The sequence below is a fragment of the Phocaeicola fibrisolvens genome (assembly GCF_025567125.1).
Lineage (GTDB): Bacteria > Bacteroidota > Bacteroidia > Bacteroidales > Bacteroidaceae > Phocaeicola > Phocaeicola fibrisolvens.
The window spans coordinates 14966-35546 of the sequence record NZ_JAOQJI010000012.1 but is presented as its reverse complement, the minus strand read 5'-3'; the positions used below and the strand labels follow the sequence as shown (position 1 = coordinate 35546).

The following is a 20581-nucleotide window of genomic DNA, read 5'->3' as shown; positions in this document are numbered from 1 at the left end:
ATATTCCAATCCGTCTATCCCGGATGACAATTAAAAAACTCAAAGTACAATATTCACAATCTTCTTCGGCACAATAATCACCTTCTTCGGTGTTTTGCCGTCAATCCATTTCTGCGACTGTTCTTCGGCCATTACCGCAGCCTGAATGGTTTCATTGTCGGCATCGGCAGGGAATTCCATAGTGAAACGAGCCTTTCCGTTGAACGAAATGGTGTATTTCACGCTGTCTTCCTTCAGGTATTCTTCGTTGAATGCCGGCCACTGCGCATCGCATACAGAAGTGGTGTGACCCAGTGCTTCCCACAATTCTTCTGCCAAGTGAGGAGCAAACGGAGCCAGAAGGATAACGAGGTTACTCATCACTTCCTTGTTGCGGCACTTCAAGGCAGTCAGTTCGTTCACACAAATCATGAACGCACTGATGGACGTATTGTAAGAGAAGGTTTCAATATCGCCAGTCACCTTCTTAATCAGCTTATGAATGGATTTCAGTTCTTCCTTGGTCGCCTCTCCTTCGGCAGGCAAGAAAGTGCCCTGACGGTCATAGAACAGGTTCCAGAGTTTCTTCAGGAAACGGTGTACCCCGTCGATACCATTGGTATCCCACGGTTTGGACTGTTCCACCGGACCGAGGAACATTTCGTACATACGCAAGGTATCGGCTCCATAACGTTCTACAATCATATCCGGGTTGACCACATTGTACATGGACTTACTCATCTTTTCCACTGCCCAACCGCAGATATATTTGCCGTCTTCGAGGATGAATTCTGCATTGTGGTATTCCGGACGCCAATTCTTGAAAGCTTCCACATCCAGTACGTCGTTGGATACAATGTTCACATCCACGTGCAGCGGAGTCACGTCATACTGGTCTTTCAAGCCCAGTGACACAAACGTATTGGTATCCTTGATACGATATACAAAGTTGCTTCGACCCTGAATCATTCCTTGGTTCACCAGCTTCTGGAACGGTTCTTCCTTGATGCTGACACCCAGGTCGAACAAGAACTTGTTCCAGAAACGAGAATAAATCAAGTGACCGGTCGCATGTTCCGTACCTCCCACATAGAGGTCAACATTCTGCCAGTAGCGGTCAGCTTTTTCAGAAACCAGTTCCTTGTCGTTGTGCGGGTCCATGTAGCGCAAATAATAAGCACTTGAACCGGCAAATCCCGGCATGGTATTCAGTTCAAGTGGGAACACCGTAACATTATCAATCTTGGAGTTTTCCACCACTTCACCTTTTTCCACATCCCATGCCCAGCGGGTAGCGTGTCCCAATGGAGGTTCCCCGCTTTCGGTCGGCAAGAATTTGGCGACTTCCGGCAATTCCAATGGAAGTTTGTACTCGTCAATCATGTACGGCATACCGTCCTTATAGTAAACCGGAAACGGTTCACCCCAGTAACGCTGACGAGAGAAGATGGCGTCGCGCAAGCGGAAATTCACTTTCACACGTCCCAGGTTATGTTCTTTTACATATTTCTTGGTAGCGGCAATGGCTTCCTTGATGGTCAGACCGTTCAAGGTCAAGTCGCAATAAGGAGTCACACCGGCTTTCGGAGAGTTGCAGACAATACCTTCCTTGGCATCAAAACTTTCCTCACTCACATCGCAACCTTCTACCAACGGGACAATCGGCAGATTGAAATGCTTGGCAAACGCATAGTCACGGCTGTCGTGTGCAGGTACGGCCATGATGGCACCTGTACCATATCCGGCCAATACATAATCACTGATCCATACCGGAACGGACTCACCCGTAAACGGATTCACGGCATACGAGCCACTGAACACACCGGTTACCCGACGGTCGGAAATACGTTCACGCTCGGTACGTTTCTTTGTGCGTTCCAGATAAGCTTCCACTTCCGCACGCTGTGCTTCGGTAGTCAACTGCGGAACCAGTTCACTTTCAGGTGCAAGTACCATGAAAGTCACCCCAAACATGGTATCGGCACGGGTCGTAAAGATAGTAAATTCCAAATCACTGTCTTTCACCTTGAAACGGACTTCCGTACCTTCTGAACGACCAATCCAGTTACGCTGAGTCTCTTTCAGAGAATCGGTCCAGTCCACCGTTTCCAGTCCGTCGAGCAGACGCTGTGCATAGGCAGACACACGCAAACACCACTGGCGCATCTTCTTCTGTACCACCGGATAGCCTCCACGCTCAGACACCCCGTCGACCACCTCATCGTTGGCCAGTACGGTACCCAACGCCGGACACCAGTTTACCATGGTTTCACCCAAGTAAGCAATACGGTAGTTCATCAGGATTTCCTGCTGTTCTTTTTCGGTTTTTGCCTTCCACTCTTCGGCTGTAAAATGCAGTTCCTCACTGCAAGCTACATCCAGACCTTCGGTACCTTCCTTTTCAAAATGTGCTACCAGCTTGCTGATAGGCTGAGCCTTATGACAAGAATTGCAATAGAAGCTGTTGAACATCTTCTGGAAAGCCCACTGCGTCCAGTGGTAATATCCCGGATCGCAGGTACGCACTTCGCGGTCCCAGTCGAACGAGAAACCAATCTTGTCCAACTGCTCACGATAGCGGGCGATATTAGCCGCAGTAGTGACCGCCGGATGCTGTCCCGTCTGAATGGCATATTGTTCGGCAGGCAGGCCGTATGCATCGTATCCCATCGGATTCAACACATTGAATCCCTGCAGACGCTTGTAGCGTGCATAAATGTCACTGGCAATGTATCCCAGCGGATGACCTACGTGAAGACCGGCTCCCGAAGGATAAGGGAACATGTTCAACACATAGAACTTCTTTTTGGATTCATCTTCGACAACCTTATAGGTCTTTCGGTCCACCCATCTCTGCTGCCATTTTTTTTCAATTTCTCTGAAATTATATTCCATATCGAAATATTATATAATTGATTTTTACGTATTTCTCCAAATTTTCCGCAAATATAGTAAGAGTTCAGGAATAAATAAGGATAGTTTCGAACGAAAAGTTTATCTTTGCTTGATAAATGAAAACCTAATACTAAAATTCTATGCACATCCGTTATCTCTTCCTGCTCGCTGTCTTGCTCTGTAGCGTATGCAGCCTCAGCGCACAACGTCACGAACAACTTCTGGAAACCGACTGGAAATTCCATAAAGGAGAAGCCTCCGGAGCCGCCTCGCCTGCATTCAATGATGCGCAATGGGAATCGGTCCGCATCCCTCACGACTGGGCTATCTATGGACCCTTCGACCGGAACAATGACTTGCAGAACGTCGCCATTACGCAGAATCTCGAAAAGCAAGCTTCAGTGAAGACCGGACGTACCGGCGGACTGCCTTACGTGGGAGTAGGCTGGTACCGCACGCGGTTTGATGCAGACCCCAACAAAAAAACAACCCTGATTTTCGACGGTGCCATGAGTGAGGCCCATGTATATGTCAACGGACAAGAGGCCTGTTTCTGGCCGTTCGGTTACAATTCTTTCCACTGCGATGTGACTGAATTCCTGCATAAGGACGGAAAAGACAACGTACTGGCGGTACGTCTGGAGAACCGTCCCCAATCTTCCCGCTGGTATCCGGGAGCCGGACTCTACCGGAACGTCCACTTGGTTACCACAGAGAAGGTACACGTACCTGTATGGGGTACTCAAATCACCACTCCTCACGTGGCTACAGACTATGCATCCGTCTGTCTCCGCACTACATTGAAAAATGTGGAAAAAGAAAAAATTACCGTAGAAACGGAGATTCTTTCTCCCGACGGACAGAAAGTGACCAGCAAAAAGAACGAAGGACGCATCAACCATGGCCAACCTTTCACACAGAACTTTATCGTGGAAAATCCTCAGTTATGGTCACCGGAAACCCCCGTACTCTATCAGGCTGTCTCCAAAATCTATGTTGACGGGCAACTTACTGATACCTATACCACCCGCTTCGGTATCCGCTCCATCGAGTTCATGGCCGACAAGGGATTCTTCCTGAACGGAAAACACCGCAAGTTCCAGGGCGTATGCAACCACCACGATTTAGGCCCGCTGGGAGCCGCCATCAATGTTTCGGCCTTACGCCACCAGCTTACCCTATTGAAAGACATGGGATGCGACGCCATCCGTACGGCCCACAACATGCCGGCTCCCGAACTGGTCAGCCTCTGCGACGAAATGGGTTTCATGATGATGATTGAGCCGTTCGACGAATGGGACATCGCCAAATGCGACAACGGATACCACCGCTACTTCCACGAATGGGCGGAAAAAGACATGGTGAACATGCTGCAACAATATCGCAACCACCCTTGTGTGGTGATGTGGAGCATCGGAAACGAGGTACCCACCCAATGCAGCGCCGAAGGCTATAAGGTGGCCAAATTCCTGCAAGACATCTGTCACCGCGAAGACCCCACCCGCCCGGTTACCTGCGGTATGGACCAGGTAGATTGTGTATTGGACAACGGATTTGCCGCCATGCTCGACATTCCGGGATTCAACTACCGGGCACACCGCTACGAAGAAGCCTATCAGCGGCTGCCACAAAACTTGGTGTTAGGCTCAGAGACTTCTTCGACCGTCAGCTCCCGCGGTGTGTATAAATTCCCTGCCGAACGGAAAGCAGACGCCAAATATGAAGACCATCAGTCGTCTTCCTACGACTTGGAATACTGCTCGTGGTCCAACATTCCCGACATCGACTTCGCCCTGGCAGACGACCATGAATGGACCTTGGGACAGTTTGTATGGACCGGTTTCGACTACCTGGGTGAACCCAGTCCGTACGACACGGACGCATGGCCCAACCACAGTTCCATGTTCGGTATCATCGACCTGGCTTCTATTCCGAAAGACCGTTATTACCTGTACCGCAGTGTATGGAACAAGCAGGCAGAAACCCTGCACATTCTGCCGCACTGGAACTGGGAAGGACGGGAAGGTAAGGAAGTGCCCGTATTCGTCTATACCAACTATCCGACAGCCGAACTTTTCATCAACGGGAAAAGTTACGGGAAACAGACCAAGAACCGCCAAACAGTGGAAAACCGCTACCGCCTGATGTGGCCGCATGCCATTTACGAACTAGGAGAAGTGAAAGTTGTGGCATACGATGAAGCAGGTACCGCCCAAGCGGAAAAAACAATCCGCACGGCCGGAAAACCTCATCACATCGAACTGGTTCCTGCACAGAAATCGCTGAAAGCCGACGGAAAAGACCTGGCCTACGTAACCGTACGCATTGTAGACAAAGACGGAAACCTCTGCCCCACCGACATGCGCCTGGTGAAATTCAAAGTAAAAGGTGCCGGAAGCTACAAGGCCTCTGCCAATGGCGACCCGACCTGTCTAGACTTGTTCCACCTGCCTCAAATGCATGCCTTTAATGGGATGCTGACTGCCATTGTACAGGCAGGAGAAAAAAACGGTATACTTGAACTTGAAGCTACCGCCAAAGGACTCCAGGCAGGAAAAATACAAATTTCAATCAAATAAAATCAACCAATACCCCTAATCATAGGCAGGATACAGTATGAGTGTAATCCTGCCTTTTTTTATTTCGCTGTTTATCAAAATATTAACGTCATTCAAGTTCTTAAAAAATTCAAATTCGGATAAATATGAAAACATTTATCCCACATAAGCGTTATTACAATTGTAAACAAAATGTGCAACAAAGTAAAACAACTGAAACAATTTAAGGTAATAAAGATAACAATGGAAACAAATCAGAAAGAAAGCTACGTACCTCCCCACGCGGAGATTATCCAAATTGAATTAGAAGGTGCTATTTTGTCGGGAAGCAATCCTATCATAGGAGAAGGAGACGCAGATGGAGGCTCATGGGGACGAAGCTTTTCTTCACGCGAATCACGTTTTTAACAGGTATTAGTTTTATACATAAGCATTGCAATTAAAATGAGAAAAAAACTATTCTGGGGAATGCTGCTGCTTGCAGGTGGGCATATTCTTTTGCCCGGATGCAGCAAAGAAGAATTATCCGAAACCAATCGTCCCACACAGGAAACTCCCGAACAAGGAGAAAATACAGAAACGACTCAACCCGATGTCCCTCAAACTGTACATCTCACTTTCCGTACGGGCACCACTCAGACGCAAAGCAGAGCTTCTGTGGTGGAAGGTTCTACCAACGGAGGAACAAACTTGCTGCGCTGGGATGCCGGAGACGAAGTAACCATCTGGACCGGCAACTCCATTGACGACCTGACACAATGTACGTTCCAAACAGAGGAAGGAGGAATTTCATCGGCACTGTTCGAATACATCGGTCCTGCAGTCGATACCAAGACTTATTTCGGTATCCACAATGCCACCTACTATACAAGTGACAAGCAAATCCGTTTCACCATTCCTACCGGAAACGGCAATTCCCCTCTATGCCAGACGGAAAAGAACAGTTCACTTCACTTAAACAAATACCGCCCGATGTATACCAGTGTCGTGCAAAGTGAAGAAAACTTGAATGAACTGACCGGCTTACGCTTCAAGCACCTGAGCAGCTTGCTGGTCTTCAATATCATCAACGACAGCGGACGGAAAGTGACAGTGCATTCCGTAACCATGAAAACCGACAACGGAACTCCTTTCTATTCGGAGGGCGTTTACCTTAGGTTCGAAGGAAGTAGCACAAGAAGTCCGAACACTGCTGCCTCAAGAGCATCTACTCGTTCATCCTATACCATGCTGAAGTTAGGGGAAAATGGATTCACCTCCGACCCGGACGAAGCTTTCACTGCCTATTTGTCCGCACTTCCCACTTCTTTCTCAGCAAGTCAGAATGTCTTGCTTGAACTGAACGTGAACGGAAAAGCGACAGAGGCATTGGCCATTCCGGGAAACAGCATCAATGCATTAAAAGCCGGCACCTACTACCGTTTCAACTTGAGAATACAGCCCGACGGTACACTGGTGGTCATTCCGGTTGTAATTGGTAATTGGGAAGAAGGTGAAGATATTCTGATTCCCATAGATTGATCTATTACTATTTCCCATTATCTGTCAGGAAAGCCTCCTGACAGATTTTTTTATATTTACGACAAAGCTTTTTCCCATACACTTCGTCACATAAAGGCAAAAGCCCTTTCAACTTCTCTATTCCACAGTGTGGTATTTATATTTCACACTGCGGTTTATGTATTTCACAGTGTGGTTTTTATATCCCACACTGTGAAACAGAGAAATTACCTCGAAGAAAAGAAAAAAACATCAGTCAGAAACCCAATATCCGTTTCATTCCCATCCATTTACAGCAAAGTCCCTGCAACAGAACTTATTTTATTGCAGTTTTAAAGTGATTGGGTTATCTTTGTACCAAACAACCATATACGAATGAAGTTTATCTTTAGCCAACACATACGGGAATGCCTTGCATGGACCAGCACCCTGGTCCGCCCTTTCCGCAAATCAATCGTCTGCTCTGCCTTAATCGATTTAATGGGAATGGGGTTCTCCTTGTGCTCCATTTATTTTTCCAAAAAAGCCATTGATATTGCTACCGGAAGCGACTCCGGTTCTTTATGGCTGAACGCTGGCTTAATGGTAGGCTGTATCTTAGGTTCCATCATTTCCAGTCTGTCAAATCCGTGGATTACGGAAAAAGTGAAACTGAGAATGCAAATGAAACTGCAAACTCAGCTGTCGGACCATCTGATGAGAAATTCCTGGAGCAGTGCGGGGCAATGGCACACTGGAGACATCATCAACCGCATGATATCCGACTGCAACGACGTAATACAACTGCTGGTATATACGCTGCCCTCCATTGCGGTCACAACAGTCAAACTGATTGCTTCTTTCTTATTCCTGTGTGCACTGGATGCCCAACTGGCCTGGATTCTGTTGGTCTCTACCCCGTTGCTTTTGTTTTCCAAATTGTATTATAAGAAAATGAGAGCTTTGAGCAAAGCGTGGAAAGAAACCGACAGCAAGCTATTGTCTGTCATGCAGGAAAATATGGCCTCCCGTATTCTAATACGCTCCATCGGAGCCATTTCCGTCCGGGTTTCCAAACTCAATGAACAGCAGGAAAAACGTTATCAGCTGGGAATGGAGCAACTGAAATTCGGAACTTACTCCAAGTCCATGCTGCAACTTGTCTTCGGAGGCGGATATCTCACGGCTTTCCTGTGGGGCATTCACTCGCTTTCAAAGAACCTGATTTCATTCGGCTCCATGACGGCTTTCATTCAGCTGGTAGGACGAGTGCAGGGACCTGTCCTACAATTGATTTCCTTCGTACCCGGGCTCATCAAGGTACAAGCGTCCATTGAACGACTCATGGAACTCGACCAGGGAGATATGGAAAAGAACCGTTCCAGCCGCATGCTGTATACCCCCACGCGACTGGGATGCCGGAATTTGTTCTTCAAATATGAAAAGACCGAACTTTTCAATGGAATGTCGCTCGACATCCAAGCTGGAGAACCCGTAGCCATCATCGGTCCTACAGGAGCCGGAAAAACCACTTTTCTCCGTCTGGTTATGGGAATTCTGGAACCAGATGAAGGAGATATGTACGTAGAAGAAGAAGGGCGGACCTTCCCACTGAAAGACATTTCACAAAAAAATTTCGTATACGTTCCGCAAGGAAACAGCCTGTTCAGCGGAACCATCCGGGAAAACCTGTTGCTGGCCAATCCGAAAGCCACCGAGGAAATGCTGAAAGAGGTCATCGACGCAGCATGCGCCTACTTTGTCAAAGAACTTCCCGAAGGCATGGATACCCTCATCGGAGAATCCGGCTATGGGTTATCTGAAGGACAGGCACAGCGTCTGGCCATTGCCCGGGCCCTACTCCTCCCTGGAAGCATCTGGGTTTTCGATGAAATCACATCGGCACTGGACAGTCACACGGCAAAAGAATTAATCGGACATTTGCTGGAAAGAGGAAAAGACAAAATCATCCTGTTCGTGACTCACGACGCCAACCTGATGAACGAATGTACCCGAAAAATACGCATCGGCATGCACTCCTGAAACAAGTCAGGGGATGAAAACCTTCTCAGAAAGTTCTCATCCCCCGCTCGTGATTATTTATGGGATACGTTTGTTATTTTTGAAAATCAGCCCAGTCGGTCAAGCGCATATCTCCTTTATCAAGGAACACCTGATGCATGCCCAATGCCGCAGAAAGACTATGGCAAGTCTGCCCTTTCGTGGAGATTTTCAGATAATCCCAAAGCAGCTGCTTGTAGTCCGGATGTGCACAGTTTTCAATCACTGCCTCCGCACGCTCCATCGGGCTCTTTCCACGCAAGTCGGCAATACCCTGCTCGGTAATAATCACATTCACCGAATGTTCACTGTGGTCAAGATGCGATACCATCGGTACGATAGAGCTGATGCAGCCTCCCTTGGCCGTCGACGGACAAGAGAAGATAGAGATGTAGGCACTACGCGTGAAGTCGCCGGAACCACCGATGCCGTTCATCATCTTGGTACCGCAGATATGAGTAGAGTTCACATTGCCATAAATGTCCGCCTCAATGGCTGTATTCATGGAAATGACTCCAATACGCCGAATGACTTCCGGACAATTGGAAATTTCCGAAGGACGCAACACCAGCTTGTGACGGAAAAAGTCCATGTTATCGTAAATATCCTGCAGACAGTCGTTGGTTACGCTCAGCGAACAAGTGCTGCCAAACTTGATACGGCCCTCCTTAATGAGCTTGATTACGGCATTCTGTATCACTTCCGTATACATCTCAAACGGGGGAATGCTGGAGTCTTTTCCCAAGGCACTCAACACTGCATTAGCGATATTCCCTACTCCTGACTGCAACGGAAGAAAAGTGGAGGGAATAATGCCTTTGCGCATGTCGGATGCCAAAAACTCCGCTACGTTCTGTCCTATCTTGTCTGTTACGGGATCGGATTCATGGAAGCCACGAGCCTCATCCGGCATATTCGTTTCCACAATACCCACAACTTTGGAAGGATCTACCTGAATATACGGAAGACCAATCCGGTCGCTCGGACGCACAATCGGAATCGGCCGGCGATAAGGAGGACGTTCCATCTCATACAAATCGTGCATGCCAATCAAACGCTTGCTATGAGCTGCATTCAGTTCCACAATCACTTTGTCGGCCAGCCGGGCTATGGTCGGTGAAATGCCCACACCGGCAGTCAGGTAAATGCGTCCGTCTTCCGTAATTTCACAAGCTTCGATAATGGCCACATTGACATGCCCCAAGAAACCAGAACGCAGGCGCTGTGCCACCTGCGACAAATGAATGTCCGTATAATTGATTTCACCGTTGTTCACCGCCTTACGGAAATCTGTGTTTGTGGTATAAGGAGCACGGAACTTGATGGCGTGTGCCCGGGTCAGTGCCCCGTCGCAGGAATCTCCTGTAGACGCTCCCGTAATCACACCGATTTGAAAGGCTTCACCCCTCGCGTGTTTTTCCTCTGCTATTTTTGCCAACTCTGCGGTCACCGCTTTCGGACTTCCTGCAGGGGTAAAGCCGCTCAATCCGACAATATCCCCATCCTTGATGTAGCTGGCAGCCTCGGCTGCCGTAATAAAGTTAAAGCTCATAGTATCAAGTGTTTTTATGTTATAGTATTTAAGTATAAAAGTTTGTCTCTCAGTCGTATTTCCGGCAGAAGATTTCAGAATAAATAAAAGCCCGCCGCGCATCCGAAGGCGTACGGAAAGCATATTCCGAACGGTCTTCTTCCGGCTTCTCGGTCTGCAAAGAAACCTGTTTTTGTTCTTTCTCCGGTTGTTTTTCTTGCTTTACAGAGCGCTTCTTTTTCCGAGTTTCAGGCGGGGGAGCCATTCTCACTTCTTCGGGAATTGCTTCTTCCATCGGAAAAAAATCTGCCGGAACGAATTTTCTCACCACTTTGCGGCGAGCCGACTTCGGTTGCTTCTTCCGCATTGTCTGATAAAATCCCAAGCATATAAATCCCAGAAAGATAAGAATCTGAAGCACATCCATAAATACAAGTGTTAAGGTTTTCTTCAAAGATACGAATAAAATCTATATATCCTACCCTTTTCATGGAAGTTAACCAAGAAACAGATATCTTTGCAAGCAAATTTTTAATTTCCAAAAACGTATGACAAAAGAAACCACAGGAGCAGACTTTAAATCTGCAACTGAAAACGAAAGCAAGAAACTGTTTATCGAAACCTATGGATGCCAGATGAATGTGGCAGACAGTGAGGTGATTGCCTCTATCATGCAAATGGCCGGCTACACCCCGTGTGACAACCTGGAAGAGGCGGATGCCGTGTTTATGAACACCTGCTCCATCCGCGACAATGCAGAACAGAAAATCCTGAACCGACTGGAATTTTTCCACTCCCTGCGCAAGAAACGGAAACACCTGATTGTGGGTGTACTGGGATGCATGGCCGAACGAGTAAAGAACGAATTGATTGAAAAGCATCACGTCGACCTGGTAGCCGGACCCGATGCCTATCTGACACTGCCCGACCTCATCGGAGCCGTGGAAGCCGGAGAAAAGGCCATCAACGTGGAACTTTCTACCACCGAGACCTACCGCGACGTCATTCCTTCGCGTATCTGCGGCAACCACATCTCAGGCTTTGTGTCTATCATGCGCGGATGCAACAACTTCTGCCACTACTGCATCGTGCCTTACACCCGCGGACGTGAACGCAGCCGCGACGTGGAAAGCATCCTGAACGAGGTGCGCGACCTGCAGCGGAAAGGCTACAAGGAAGTCACCCTGCTGGGACAGAACGTCAACTCCTACCGTTTTGAGAAAGACGGAGAAACGGTGACCTTCCCCATGCTGCTCCGTACCGTGGCCGAGGCCGTACCCGACATGCGCGTACGCTTCACTACTTCCCATCCGAAAGACATGAGCGACGAGACCTTACATGTCATTGCGGAAGTACCCAACGTGTGCAAGCACATCCACTTGCCCGTACAGAGTGGAAGTTCACGCATCCTGAAACTGATGAACCGTAAATATACCCGCGAATGGTACCTGGAAAGAGTGGCTGCCATCCGTCGCATCATCCCCGACTGCGGACTCAGCACCGACATCTTCTCCGGCTTCCATTCCGAAACGGAGGAAGACCATCAAATGTCCCTCTCGCTGATGCGGGAATGTGCCTACGATTCGGCCTTCATGTTCAAGTATTCCGAACGTCCGGGCACCTACGCATCCAAGCATCTTCCCGACGACGTGCCGGAAGAAATCAAAATCCGCCGTCTGAACGAACTCATCGAACTGCAAAACCAGCTTTCGGCCGAAAGCAATGCAAAAGACGTGGGCAAAACCTTCGAAGTGTTGGTGGAAGGTGTGTCCAAACGCTCCAAAGAACAGTTGTTCGGCCGCACAGAACAGAATAAAGTAGTGGTATTCGACCGCGGTAGCCACCGGATTGGTGATTTTGTAAAGGTAAAAATCACAGAATCCAGTTCTGCAACCCTGAAAGGTACAGAAGTTACTGAATAATATTCAGAGGAAACTCCTCAAAACAAAAAACTCACGTATACAAATGTGAATGATTCCATCCTTTTGTATGCGTGAGTTTTTTCATCTCAGTCATTTTCCCTCCCTGCTTCCGGCATGATAAGCCAGAGAATCAGGTAGACAATTCCCCCGGAAAAAACTGTAAAAAAAGTAGCTAGCACGTAAACTATCCGCACCAGTGTAATATCCCAGTTAAAATAGTCGGCTATCCCGGCACAAACCCCACCTATCATACGATTATTTGACCGCGTCAATCTTTTCTTCTCCATATTCATTTTTCAAGTATCCATAAACTGGGGCTAAGATACAAAAAAACATACGTAAAGCCGGCCAATACTCTTAAAAACTTTTAAAGAAAATCGCTCTATAGGGTTTTTATTTGTTATTTTGCAGCAAATTAGGGAATGAAGTGAATACACTAAAGATAGATAAATGTCCACTCTGTGGAGAAAGCCATTTTGAAGAGGTAATGACATGCACGGACCACTATGCTTCCGGTGAGTCTTTTGCCATCTGCCGTTGCCAGCATTGTGGCTTCCAGTTCACTCAGGCTGCTCCCGTAGAAGCAGAAATCGGGCGTTATTATGAAACACCGGATTACATTTCACACAGTGATACACACAAAGGATTGATGAACCGTGTATATCATTGGGTGCGTCATTTTATGCTTTCCCGTAAAGCCCGCCTGATTAAACATCATTCAGGTCTCAGCAGAGGTTACCTGCTGGATATCGGTACGGGAACGGGGTATTTTCCTCATTTCATGCAGGAAAAAGGATGGCGCGTGTCGGCCATCGAAAAAAGCCTTCAGGCCCGTCAGTTCGCCAAAGAACATTTTTCCCTCGATGTAGATTCACCGGATATACTGGACAGCTATGCCGACAACTCTTTCGATGTCATCACTTTGTGGCATGTCATGGAACATCTGGAGCATCTGAACGAAACATGGGAAACCTTGAACCGCATCCTGAAAGACCGGGGCATTCTGGTGATAGCTGTACCTAATCCTACTTCCTTTGATGCAGAAAAGTACAAAGAAATGTGGGCCGCCTACGATGTACCTCGTCATTTGTGGCATTTCACTCCTTCAGCCATGCAGCAATTCGGTGCCAAGCACAATTTCATCCTTTGCGAACGACATCCGATGCCTTTTGATGCTTTCTACGTATCTATGCTGAGCGAGAAGTACCGGAAAAGTGCTTTCCCGTTCATAAAAGGCCTGATTGCCGGAACGGAAGCATGGATTGTTTCACTGGCTAAGAAAGACCGAAGCAGTTCCATGATTTATGTATTCAGAAAAAAATAAGAAATTATGAGTCAGAAGTCGGGCAGTCTTTTCGATATGCAATTCATTACCTCCTGCATCAGTACGATGCTGGTACTGCTGTTGTTGGGTATAGTGGTCTTTTTTGTTATGACCGCCAATAATCTTTCTGTATACGTACGTGAGAATATCAACTTTTCCGTTCTCCTCAACGACGACATGAAAGAAGCAGAAGCCATCCGCTTCCAAAAACAGCTGGAAGAAGAACCTTTTGTGAAGCAGGCCACCTACATATCGAAAGCACAGGCCCTGAAGGAACAGACAGAAGCCATGGGAACAGATCCGGCTGAATTCTTAGGCTATAATCCGTTTACGGCTTCCATCGAAATCAAGCTCAATGCAGCATATGCCAATTCTGACAGTCTGAGCTGGATTCAGGAAAAACTGCTGGATAATAAAAAAGTCATTGAAGTAAATTATCCGCAGGACCTGATTGACACCATCAACCAGAACATACGTAAGATCAGCATGTTCCTGTTAGGGCTGGCTGCTTTGCTCACCCTTATTTCATTTGCATTGATCAACAATACCATACGACTGACCATTTACTCCAAACGTTTTCTGATTCACACCATGAAACTGGTAGGTGCAAGCTGGTCATTCATCCGGCGACCGTTCATTGTCAGAAATGTATGGATAGGCATTCTTGCGGCGGCTATGGCCAATGCCCTGCTTATCAGTATGTCCTACATGCTCGTCAATTATGAGCCGGGGCTACTGGAACTTATTACTCCGGAAGTTATGCTTTGCGTAATGGGTGCTGTTTTTATCTCGGGTATCCTCATCGCCACCTTATGTGCCTACATCTCCATCAACAAATATTTGAAGATGAAAGCCGGAGATTTATATCGCCTTTAATGTTCAAACTAAATAGACAAAATTCATTATGGACAAAAAAAGTTTTGCTTTTGATAAAACAAACTTCATACTGCTTGCCATAGGTATGATAGTCATTATCATCGGATTCCTGTTAATGAGCGGACCAGGCTCCACTGAAACAGCTTTTGAACCAGATATTTTCAGTGTACGCCGCATCAAAGTAGCTCCCGTTGTTTGCTTTTTGGGATTTATTTTCATGATTTATGGCATTCTGAGAAAACCTAAAGATAAAGAAATAACTACAAAAGAAGAGGAAAAATTATAATGGAAGGAGATTTAAACTTATTTCAGACAATTGTAATTGCTATTGTAGAAGGACTTACCGAATTTCTTCCGGTATCATCTACAGGACACATGATTATTACCCAACACATTTTAGGGGTAGAAAGTACGGATTTTGTCAAGGCTTTTACATTTATTATCCAGTTTGGTGCAATCTTGTCGGTGGTATGTTTATACTGGAAAAACTTTTTCCGTCTCAATCATACGCCCATGCCAGAAAATTGTACTCCAGTGAAGCGTTTCCTTCACAAATATGATTTTTACTGGAAGTTATTAGTTGCTTTTATTCCTGCCGCTGTTTTGGGACTTCTCTTCAGTGACATGATAGATGCGATGCTGGAAAGCGTAACTGTAGTAGCTGTCATGTTAATAGCAGGAGGTATATTTATGCTATTCTGTGACAAAATTTTCGGCAACGGAAGCGAAAAAACTGTTTTGACAGAAAAAAGAGCCTTTTTTATAGGATTATTCCAATGTATTTCTATGATACCGGGAGTATCACGCTCCATGGCGACAATTGTAGGAGGTATGGCACAAAAACTTACCCGAAAGAAAGCAGCAGAATTCTCTTTTTTTCTGGCTGTGCCCACCATGTTTGCAGCTACAGTGTATAAAATGGCCAAATTATTCATGGATGGAGGAACAGAAATCATATCGACGAATCTGACAACTTTAATTGTGGGTAATGTCGTAGCCTTCATCGTAGCATTGCTGGCTATCAAATTTTTCATCAGCTTTGTGACAAAATATGGATTTGTAGCTTTTGGCTGGTACCGTATCATTGTAGGAAGCATCATACTAATCATGTCTTTTTTAGGATATAATTTAGAATTGGCTTAATGAATTTCAAAGAAGGAGAAGTATTATATTTTGACAAGCCACTGCGATGGACCTCTTTTGCCGTGGTGAATAAGATAAGATACCACATCAGCCGCAAATTAGGAGTAAAGAAAATAAAAGTAGGACATGCCGGCACACTCGATCCGCTGGCCACCGGGGTGATGATCATCTGTACCGGAAAAGCCACCAAGCGTATCGAGGAGTTTCAATATCACACGAAGGAATACATCGCCACCCTCCAATTAGGAGCCACCACCCCGTCGTTCGACCTGGAAAAGGAGATTGACGCCACTTATCCCACCGAACACATCACTCGGGAAATGGTGGAAGATGTATTGAAAAAATTCATAGGCACCATCGAACAGGTTCCCCCTGCCTTCTCGGCCTGCAAGGTAGACGGGAAGCGCGCCTACGAAATGGCCCGCAACGGGGACGAGGTGGAACTGAAGCCCAAGATACTGGTCATCGATGAAATCGAATTGCTGGAATACAACCTGCCGGAAATTAAGATACGGGTAGTGTGCAGCAAAGGAACCTATATCCGGGCACTGGCCAGAGACATCGGGGAAGCCTTGCACAGCGGCGCACATCTCACAGGACTGGTCCGCACGCGAGTGGGGAACGTGAGACTGGAAGACTGCATGAAAGTGGAAGATTTTGAGACTTGGCTTGACCAGCAAGAAATAGAAGTTATAAACGATTAAGGAAAGAAAGGAAGAAGATGAAACTGTCACAATTCAAATTCAAGTTGCCGGAAGACAAAATCGCACTTTACCCGGCCAAATACAGAGATGAATCCCGCTTGATGGTAGTTCACAAATCCACCGGAGAAATTGAGCATGTCATTTTCAAGGATATACTGAACTATTTCGACGACAAGGATGTGTTTATCTTTAATGATACCAAAGTCTTTCCCGCCCGTTTGTATGGAAACAAAGAGAAGACGGGAGCCCGCATCGAGGTATTCCTGCTCCGCGAACTGAATGAAGAACTGCGCCTTTGGGACGTGCTGGTAGACCCGGCCCGTAAAATCCGCATCGGCAACAAGCTGTATTTCGGTGACGATGATTCCATGGTAGCCGAGGTGATTGACAACACCACTTCACGCGGACGTACCCTCCGTTTCTTGTACGACGGTCCTCACGATGAATTCAAGAAAGCGCTTTATGCCTTGGGAGAACCCCCATTGCCTCCTTTCATCCATCGTCCGGCCGAACCGGAAGATGAAGAACGTTTCCAGACCATCTACGCCAAAAACGAAGGAGCCGTGACTGTACCGGCTGCCGGACTGCACTTCAGCCGGGAGCTGATGAAACGCATGGAAATCAAGGGAATCGACTTTGCGTTCATCACCATGCATGCCGGACTGGGTAACTTCCGCGACATCGACGTGGAAGACCTGACCAAGCATAAAATGGATTCCGAACAGATGTTTGTCAACGCAGACGCCTGCCGTATCGTAAACGAAGCGAAAGACAGAGGCAACAAGGTTTGTGCTGTGGGAACCACGGTCATGCGTACCATCGAAACCGCTGTAGGCACGGATGGACACCTGAAAGAATACGAAGGCTGGACCAACAAGTTCATCTTCCCGCCCTATGACTTCTCGGTAGCCAATGCCATGGTGAGCAACTTCCACATGCCGCTTTCTACCATGCTGATGCTGGTGTGCGCCTACGGAGGTTACGAACTGATTATGGAGGCCTACAACGTGGCTTTGAAAGAAGACTACCGTTTCGGTACCTACGGCGATGCCATGCTGATTCTGGATAAATAAACGGGCTGACTATGGCAAAAGTTTATCTGGGACTCGGCACGAATTTGGGCGATAAAGAAGCAAATTTACGTACCGCCATCTATAAACTGCAAGAAAGGATAGGGAAACTCGTTTCCCTATCCTCTTTTTATGAAACCGCTCCCTGGGGATTCGAATCTTCAAATAGCTTCCTCAACGCAGCCATTTGCCTGGAAACCCAACTCGCTCCTTTGGAACTGCTGCACGCCACCCAGGAAATCGAAAAAGAGTTGGGAAGAACGAAAAAATCCGTCAACGGTGTCTATAGCGACCGGCTGATTGACATCGACATCCTGCTGTACGATGACTTCGTGCTGCAAACTCCTGAACTCACCATCCCCCATCCTTTGATGACAGAAAGAGACTTTGTGATGAAACCGTTGGTAGAGATTGCGGAGAATGTGATGCATCCTATACAGAAAAAAGCCTTGTCTACCCTTTACAAAGCTTGAGAAAGGTTTAAAGCCCCCTCTCATTAAAGCTATGTTAAAAACATACTGAAATTGTAATTATTCCAATTTATCTCCCTATCTTTGCAAGCGATTAAAAAAGTGGAAAGATTTGAGTAGCTTGCAACCACGGAAAAAAATGCTAAAACACGTAGTTAGATTTCCTTGAAGATTACTTCTCTACTCTGTCCGTACACGGATAAACCAAACCATTAACAACTTATTTAATTTACCAAAACAATGGGATACTTATTCACATCCGAATCGGTGTCTGAAGGACACCCCGACAAAGTGGCCGATCAAATTTCGGACGCTGTGCTTGACAAACTGTTGGCTTACGACCCCAGTTCAAAAGTAGCTTGCGAAACGCTGGTAACTACCGGACAGGTGGTGTTGGCAGGAGAAGTGAAAACCAAAGCGTATATCGATTTGCAACGCGTGGCACGCGAAGTGATTAACAAAATAGGCTATACCAAGAGCGAATACATGTTCGAAGGTAACTCTTGTGGTGTATTCTCTGCCATCCACGAACAAAGCCCTGACATCAACCGCGGCGTGGAACGCGAAGACCCGATGAACCAGGGAGCCGGTGACCAGGGTATGATGTTTGGCTATGCAACCAACGAAACAGAAAACTACATGCCGCTGTCGCTCGACCTGGCACACAAACTGCTGATGGTACTGGCCGAAATCCGCCGCGAAGGAAAGGTCATGACTTACCTCCGTCCGGATTCAAAGAGCCAGGTAACCATTGAATACGATGACGACCGCCGTCCGGTACGTATCGATACCATCGTGGTATCTACCCAGCACGACGAATTCATCCAGCCGGAAAACGATTCCAAGGAAGCACAGCTGAAAGCCGACGAGGAAATGCTGGCCCAAATCCGCAAGGATGTCATCGAAATCCTGATGCCGCGTGTCATTGCTGAAATCCACAACCCGAAAGTACTGGCCTTGTTCAACGATAAAATCAAATACCATGTGAACCCGACCGGTAAGTTCGTGATTGGTGGTCCTCACGGTGATACTGGACTGACTGGCCGTAAGATTATTGTAGATACTTACGGTGGTGCCGGAGCTCACGGAGGAGGTGCTTTCTCAGGAAAAGACCCCAGCAAGGTAGACCGTAGTGCTGCATACGCTGCACGCCACATTGCCAAGAACCTGGTAGCTGCCGGAGTAGCAGACGAAGTATTGGTACAGGTTTCATACGCCATCGGAGTAGCACGTCCGATCAATATCTACGTAAATACTTACGGACGTAGCAATGTAGCTCTGACCGACGGAGAAATCGCTAAGAAAGTGGATGAAATCTTCGACATGCGTCCGCGTGCCATCGAAGAACGCTTAAAGCTGCGCAACCCGATTTATAGCGAAACTGCTGCTTACGGACACATGGGCCGTGAACCGCAAATCGTTACCAAACATTTCGAATCGGTTTACGAAGGTAATAAGGACGTAGAAGTGGAACTCTTCACTTGGGAGAAGCTGGATTATGTAGACAAAGTGAAAGAAGCTTTCGGACTGAAATAATCCGAATAATATATTCACAATCACTACAGAAAGCAGAAAGAGAATCTCAAAGTTCTCTTCCTGCTTTTTGTTTTTCAAACTGGCTATCTCCACATGTATTGCCGGGGAGTACATCCTACCGCAGCCTTAAAATATTTGCCAAAGAAAGAGGCATTTGCAAAATTCAGGAAATCACCTACCTGCTGGACAGTGTATTGTCCACTTTTCAACAAAGCCTTTGCTTCCAGAATCACACAATCGCGAATCCAATCCGGAGCATGGCGGTCACTTACCTCCCAAATGACCTGCGAAAGATATTTGGGCGTCAGGCAAAGTTTTTCAGCATAGAAACACATGTTCCGATGTTCTCTATAATGCGTTTGCACCAACTCCAGAAAGGCCTCAAACAACTTTTCCTGCCTGCTTTCCACTTTACGCACCTGCTGCCGGTCATACTCCAACAACCATTGGCATCCATTGTAAAAGAATACCTGCAAATAGCCTGCTATGGCTTCCAGCTTAAATTTATAACCGGGTTGCTCCAGCTTTTTCCGCATCAAATGATAGAGTATCATACACTCTTCCATTTGAGTCGACGAGATATGTATCAGGGGAGTAGCAGTAAGAAAACGCAGGAAAGCCATACTTAAGGACGATTGTTGACCTTTCCACAAACGATGACCGGACATCCCGATAACTGCCACCTTTGCCTCTGCACTCACTTCCAGACATTCTCCAATCGTACCTGGAAGCACCACCAGTACATCATTCTCCGACAATACATATTCTTTCAACTGTAGCCGTACCCGCATGGTACCACGCAAACAGAACATCACCAGGGTAAAAGTCAGCTTGAAAGGGTAGGAAGGAGACACAAAATCAGAAACCAGTTCCTCCTCCACATCCATTCCGATGTTATCCAGCAAAACCAGTTCATTTCCATAAATCAGCGTACGCCCCACATCAGGAAGCATCAACAAATGCAATTCCTTAAAAATAGAATCTTCTTTCTTCATCTATTTTGCTCTTTATTTCTTTACAAAGATAGTCCTTT

The 20581-nt window shown here is 46.9% G+C and carries 18 protein-coding genes; 13 read left to right on the top strand and 5 right to left on the bottom strand.

The window, feature by feature from the left end; translation table 11 throughout:
- Positions 1–39: 39 nt before the first annotated feature.
- Positions 40–2874 carry a leucine--tRNA ligase gene (gene leuS, locus OCV81_RS07205; protein WP_148329443.1) on the bottom strand — a complete coding sequence of 945 codons (2835 nt, stop codon included), beginning with the start codon at positions 2872–2874 and terminating at the stop codon, positions 40–42.
- Positions 2875–3014: 140 nt separating this feature from the next.
- Here leuS and OCV81_RS07200 point away from each other — a divergent pair, with 140 nt between their 5' ends.
- The 4 genes from OCV81_RS07200 to OCV81_RS07185 all read left to right on the top strand — a co-directional run bounded on the left by OCV81_RS07200 (position 3015) and on the right by OCV81_RS07185 (position 8954).
- Positions 3015–5453 (top strand): glycoside hydrolase family 2 TIM barrel-domain containing protein, encoded by a 2439-nt coding sequence (locus tag OCV81_RS07200; RefSeq protein ID WP_148329442.1) that lies wholly within the window; start codon positions 3015–3017, stop codon positions 5451–5453.
- A gap of 222 nt (positions 5454–5675) precedes the next feature.
- Entirely contained in the window at positions 5676–5840 is a 165-nt protein-coding gene (locus tag OCV81_RS07195; protein ID WP_204432623.1) for a hypothetical protein, read from the top strand.
- A 36-nt stretch (positions 5841–5876) separates the two neighbouring features.
- On the top strand, positions 5877–6953 hold the full coding sequence (locus OCV81_RS07190) for a fimbrillin family protein (RefSeq protein WP_148329441.1): 1077 nt from the start codon (positions 5877–5879) through the stop codon (positions 6951–6953).
- A gap of 354 nt (positions 6954–7307) precedes the next feature.
- Positions 7308–8954 (top strand): ABC transporter ATP-binding protein, encoded by a 1647-nt coding sequence (locus OCV81_RS07185; RefSeq protein WP_148329440.1) that lies wholly within the window; start codon positions 7308–7310, stop codon positions 8952–8954.
- A 73-nt stretch (positions 8955–9027) separates the two neighbouring features.
- On the opposite strand, the gene OCV81_RS07180 is transcribed toward OCV81_RS07185, so the two are convergent.
- A complete protein-coding gene (locus OCV81_RS07180) occupies positions 9028–10524 on the bottom strand; it encodes an acetyl-CoA hydrolase/transferase family protein (protein WP_148329439.1) in 1497 nt (498 codons plus the stop codon).
- A gap of 49 nt (positions 10525–10573) precedes the next feature.
- Entirely contained in the window at positions 10574–10930 is a 357-nt protein-coding gene (locus OCV81_RS07175) for a hypothetical protein (protein ID WP_148329438.1), read from the bottom strand.
- 121 nt (positions 10931–11051) lie between these two features.
- Here OCV81_RS07175 and miaB point away from each other — a divergent pair, with 121 nt between their 5' ends.
- On the top strand, positions 11052–12425 hold the full coding sequence (gene miaB, locus OCV81_RS07170) for a tRNA (N6-isopentenyl adenosine(37)-C2)-methylthiotransferase MiaB (protein ID WP_022353761.1): 1374 nt from the start codon (positions 11052–11054) through the stop codon (positions 12423–12425).
- An 86-nt stretch (positions 12426–12511) separates the two neighbouring features.
- On the opposite strand, the gene OCV81_RS07165 is transcribed toward miaB, so the two are convergent.
- Complete coding sequence (locus OCV81_RS07165; protein ID WP_148329437.1) at positions 12512–12712, bottom strand: PspC domain-containing protein; 201 nt, start codon at positions 12710–12712, stop codon at positions 12512–12514.
- 140 nt (positions 12713–12852) lie between these two features.
- Here OCV81_RS07165 and OCV81_RS07160 point away from each other — a divergent pair, with 140 nt between their 5' ends.
- The 8 genes from OCV81_RS07160 to metK all read left to right on the top strand — a co-directional run bounded on the left by OCV81_RS07160 (position 12853) and on the right by metK (position 19548).
- The gene (locus tag OCV81_RS07160) at positions 12853–13749 is read left to right on the top strand and encodes a class I SAM-dependent methyltransferase (protein ID WP_148329436.1); all 897 of its coding nucleotides are present in this window, start codon (positions 12853–12855) and stop codon (positions 13747–13749) included.
- 6 nt (positions 13750–13755) lie between these two features.
- Complete coding sequence (locus OCV81_RS07155) at positions 13756–14625, top strand: cell division protein FtsX (RefSeq protein WP_148329435.1); 870 nt, start codon at positions 13756–13758, stop codon at positions 14623–14625.
- 28 nt (positions 14626–14653) lie between these two features.
- Positions 14654–14911: a DUF3098 domain-containing protein gene (locus OCV81_RS07150; RefSeq protein WP_262640248.1), complete on the top strand. Its 258-nt coding sequence runs from the start codon at positions 14654–14656 to the stop codon at positions 14909–14911.
- Positions 14911–15768, top strand: coding sequence for an undecaprenyl-diphosphate phosphatase (locus tag OCV81_RS07145; protein WP_148329433.1), 858 nt, complete (start codon positions 14911–14913; stop codon positions 15766–15768). Before OCV81_RS07150 ends, OCV81_RS07145 begins: the two co-directional genes overlap by 1 nt.
- The gene (gene truB, locus OCV81_RS07140) at positions 15768–16472 is read left to right on the top strand and encodes a tRNA pseudouridine(55) synthase TruB (RefSeq protein WP_148329432.1); all 705 of its coding nucleotides are present in this window, start codon (positions 15768–15770) and stop codon (positions 16470–16472) included. The genes OCV81_RS07145 and truB overlap by 1 nt, the downstream gene beginning before the upstream one ends.
- Before the next feature lie 17 nt (positions 16473–16489).
- Positions 16490–17545 (top strand): tRNA preQ1(34) S-adenosylmethionine ribosyltransferase-isomerase QueA, encoded by a 1056-nt coding sequence (gene queA, locus OCV81_RS07135; RefSeq protein WP_148329431.1) that lies wholly within the window; start codon positions 16490–16492, stop codon positions 17543–17545.
- A gap of 11 nt (positions 17546–17556) precedes the next feature.
- Complete coding sequence (folK, locus tag OCV81_RS07130; RefSeq protein WP_148329430.1) at positions 17557–18015, top strand: 2-amino-4-hydroxy-6-hydroxymethyldihydropteridine diphosphokinase; 459 nt, start codon at positions 17557–17559, stop codon at positions 18013–18015.
- 237 nt (positions 18016–18252) lie between these two features.
- The gene (gene metK / locus OCV81_RS07125; protein ID WP_148329429.1) at positions 18253–19548 is read left to right on the top strand and encodes a methionine adenosyltransferase; all 1296 of its coding nucleotides are present in this window, start codon (positions 18253–18255) and stop codon (positions 19546–19548) included.
- Between the two features lie 83 nt (positions 19549–19631).
- Here the strand turns inward: metK and OCV81_RS07120 are convergent, their stop codons facing one another.
- On the bottom strand, positions 19632–20543 hold the full coding sequence (locus OCV81_RS07120; protein WP_148329428.1) for an AraC family transcriptional regulator: 912 nt from the start codon (positions 20541–20543) through the stop codon (positions 19632–19634).
- Between the last annotated feature and the right edge of the window lie 38 nt (positions 20544–20581).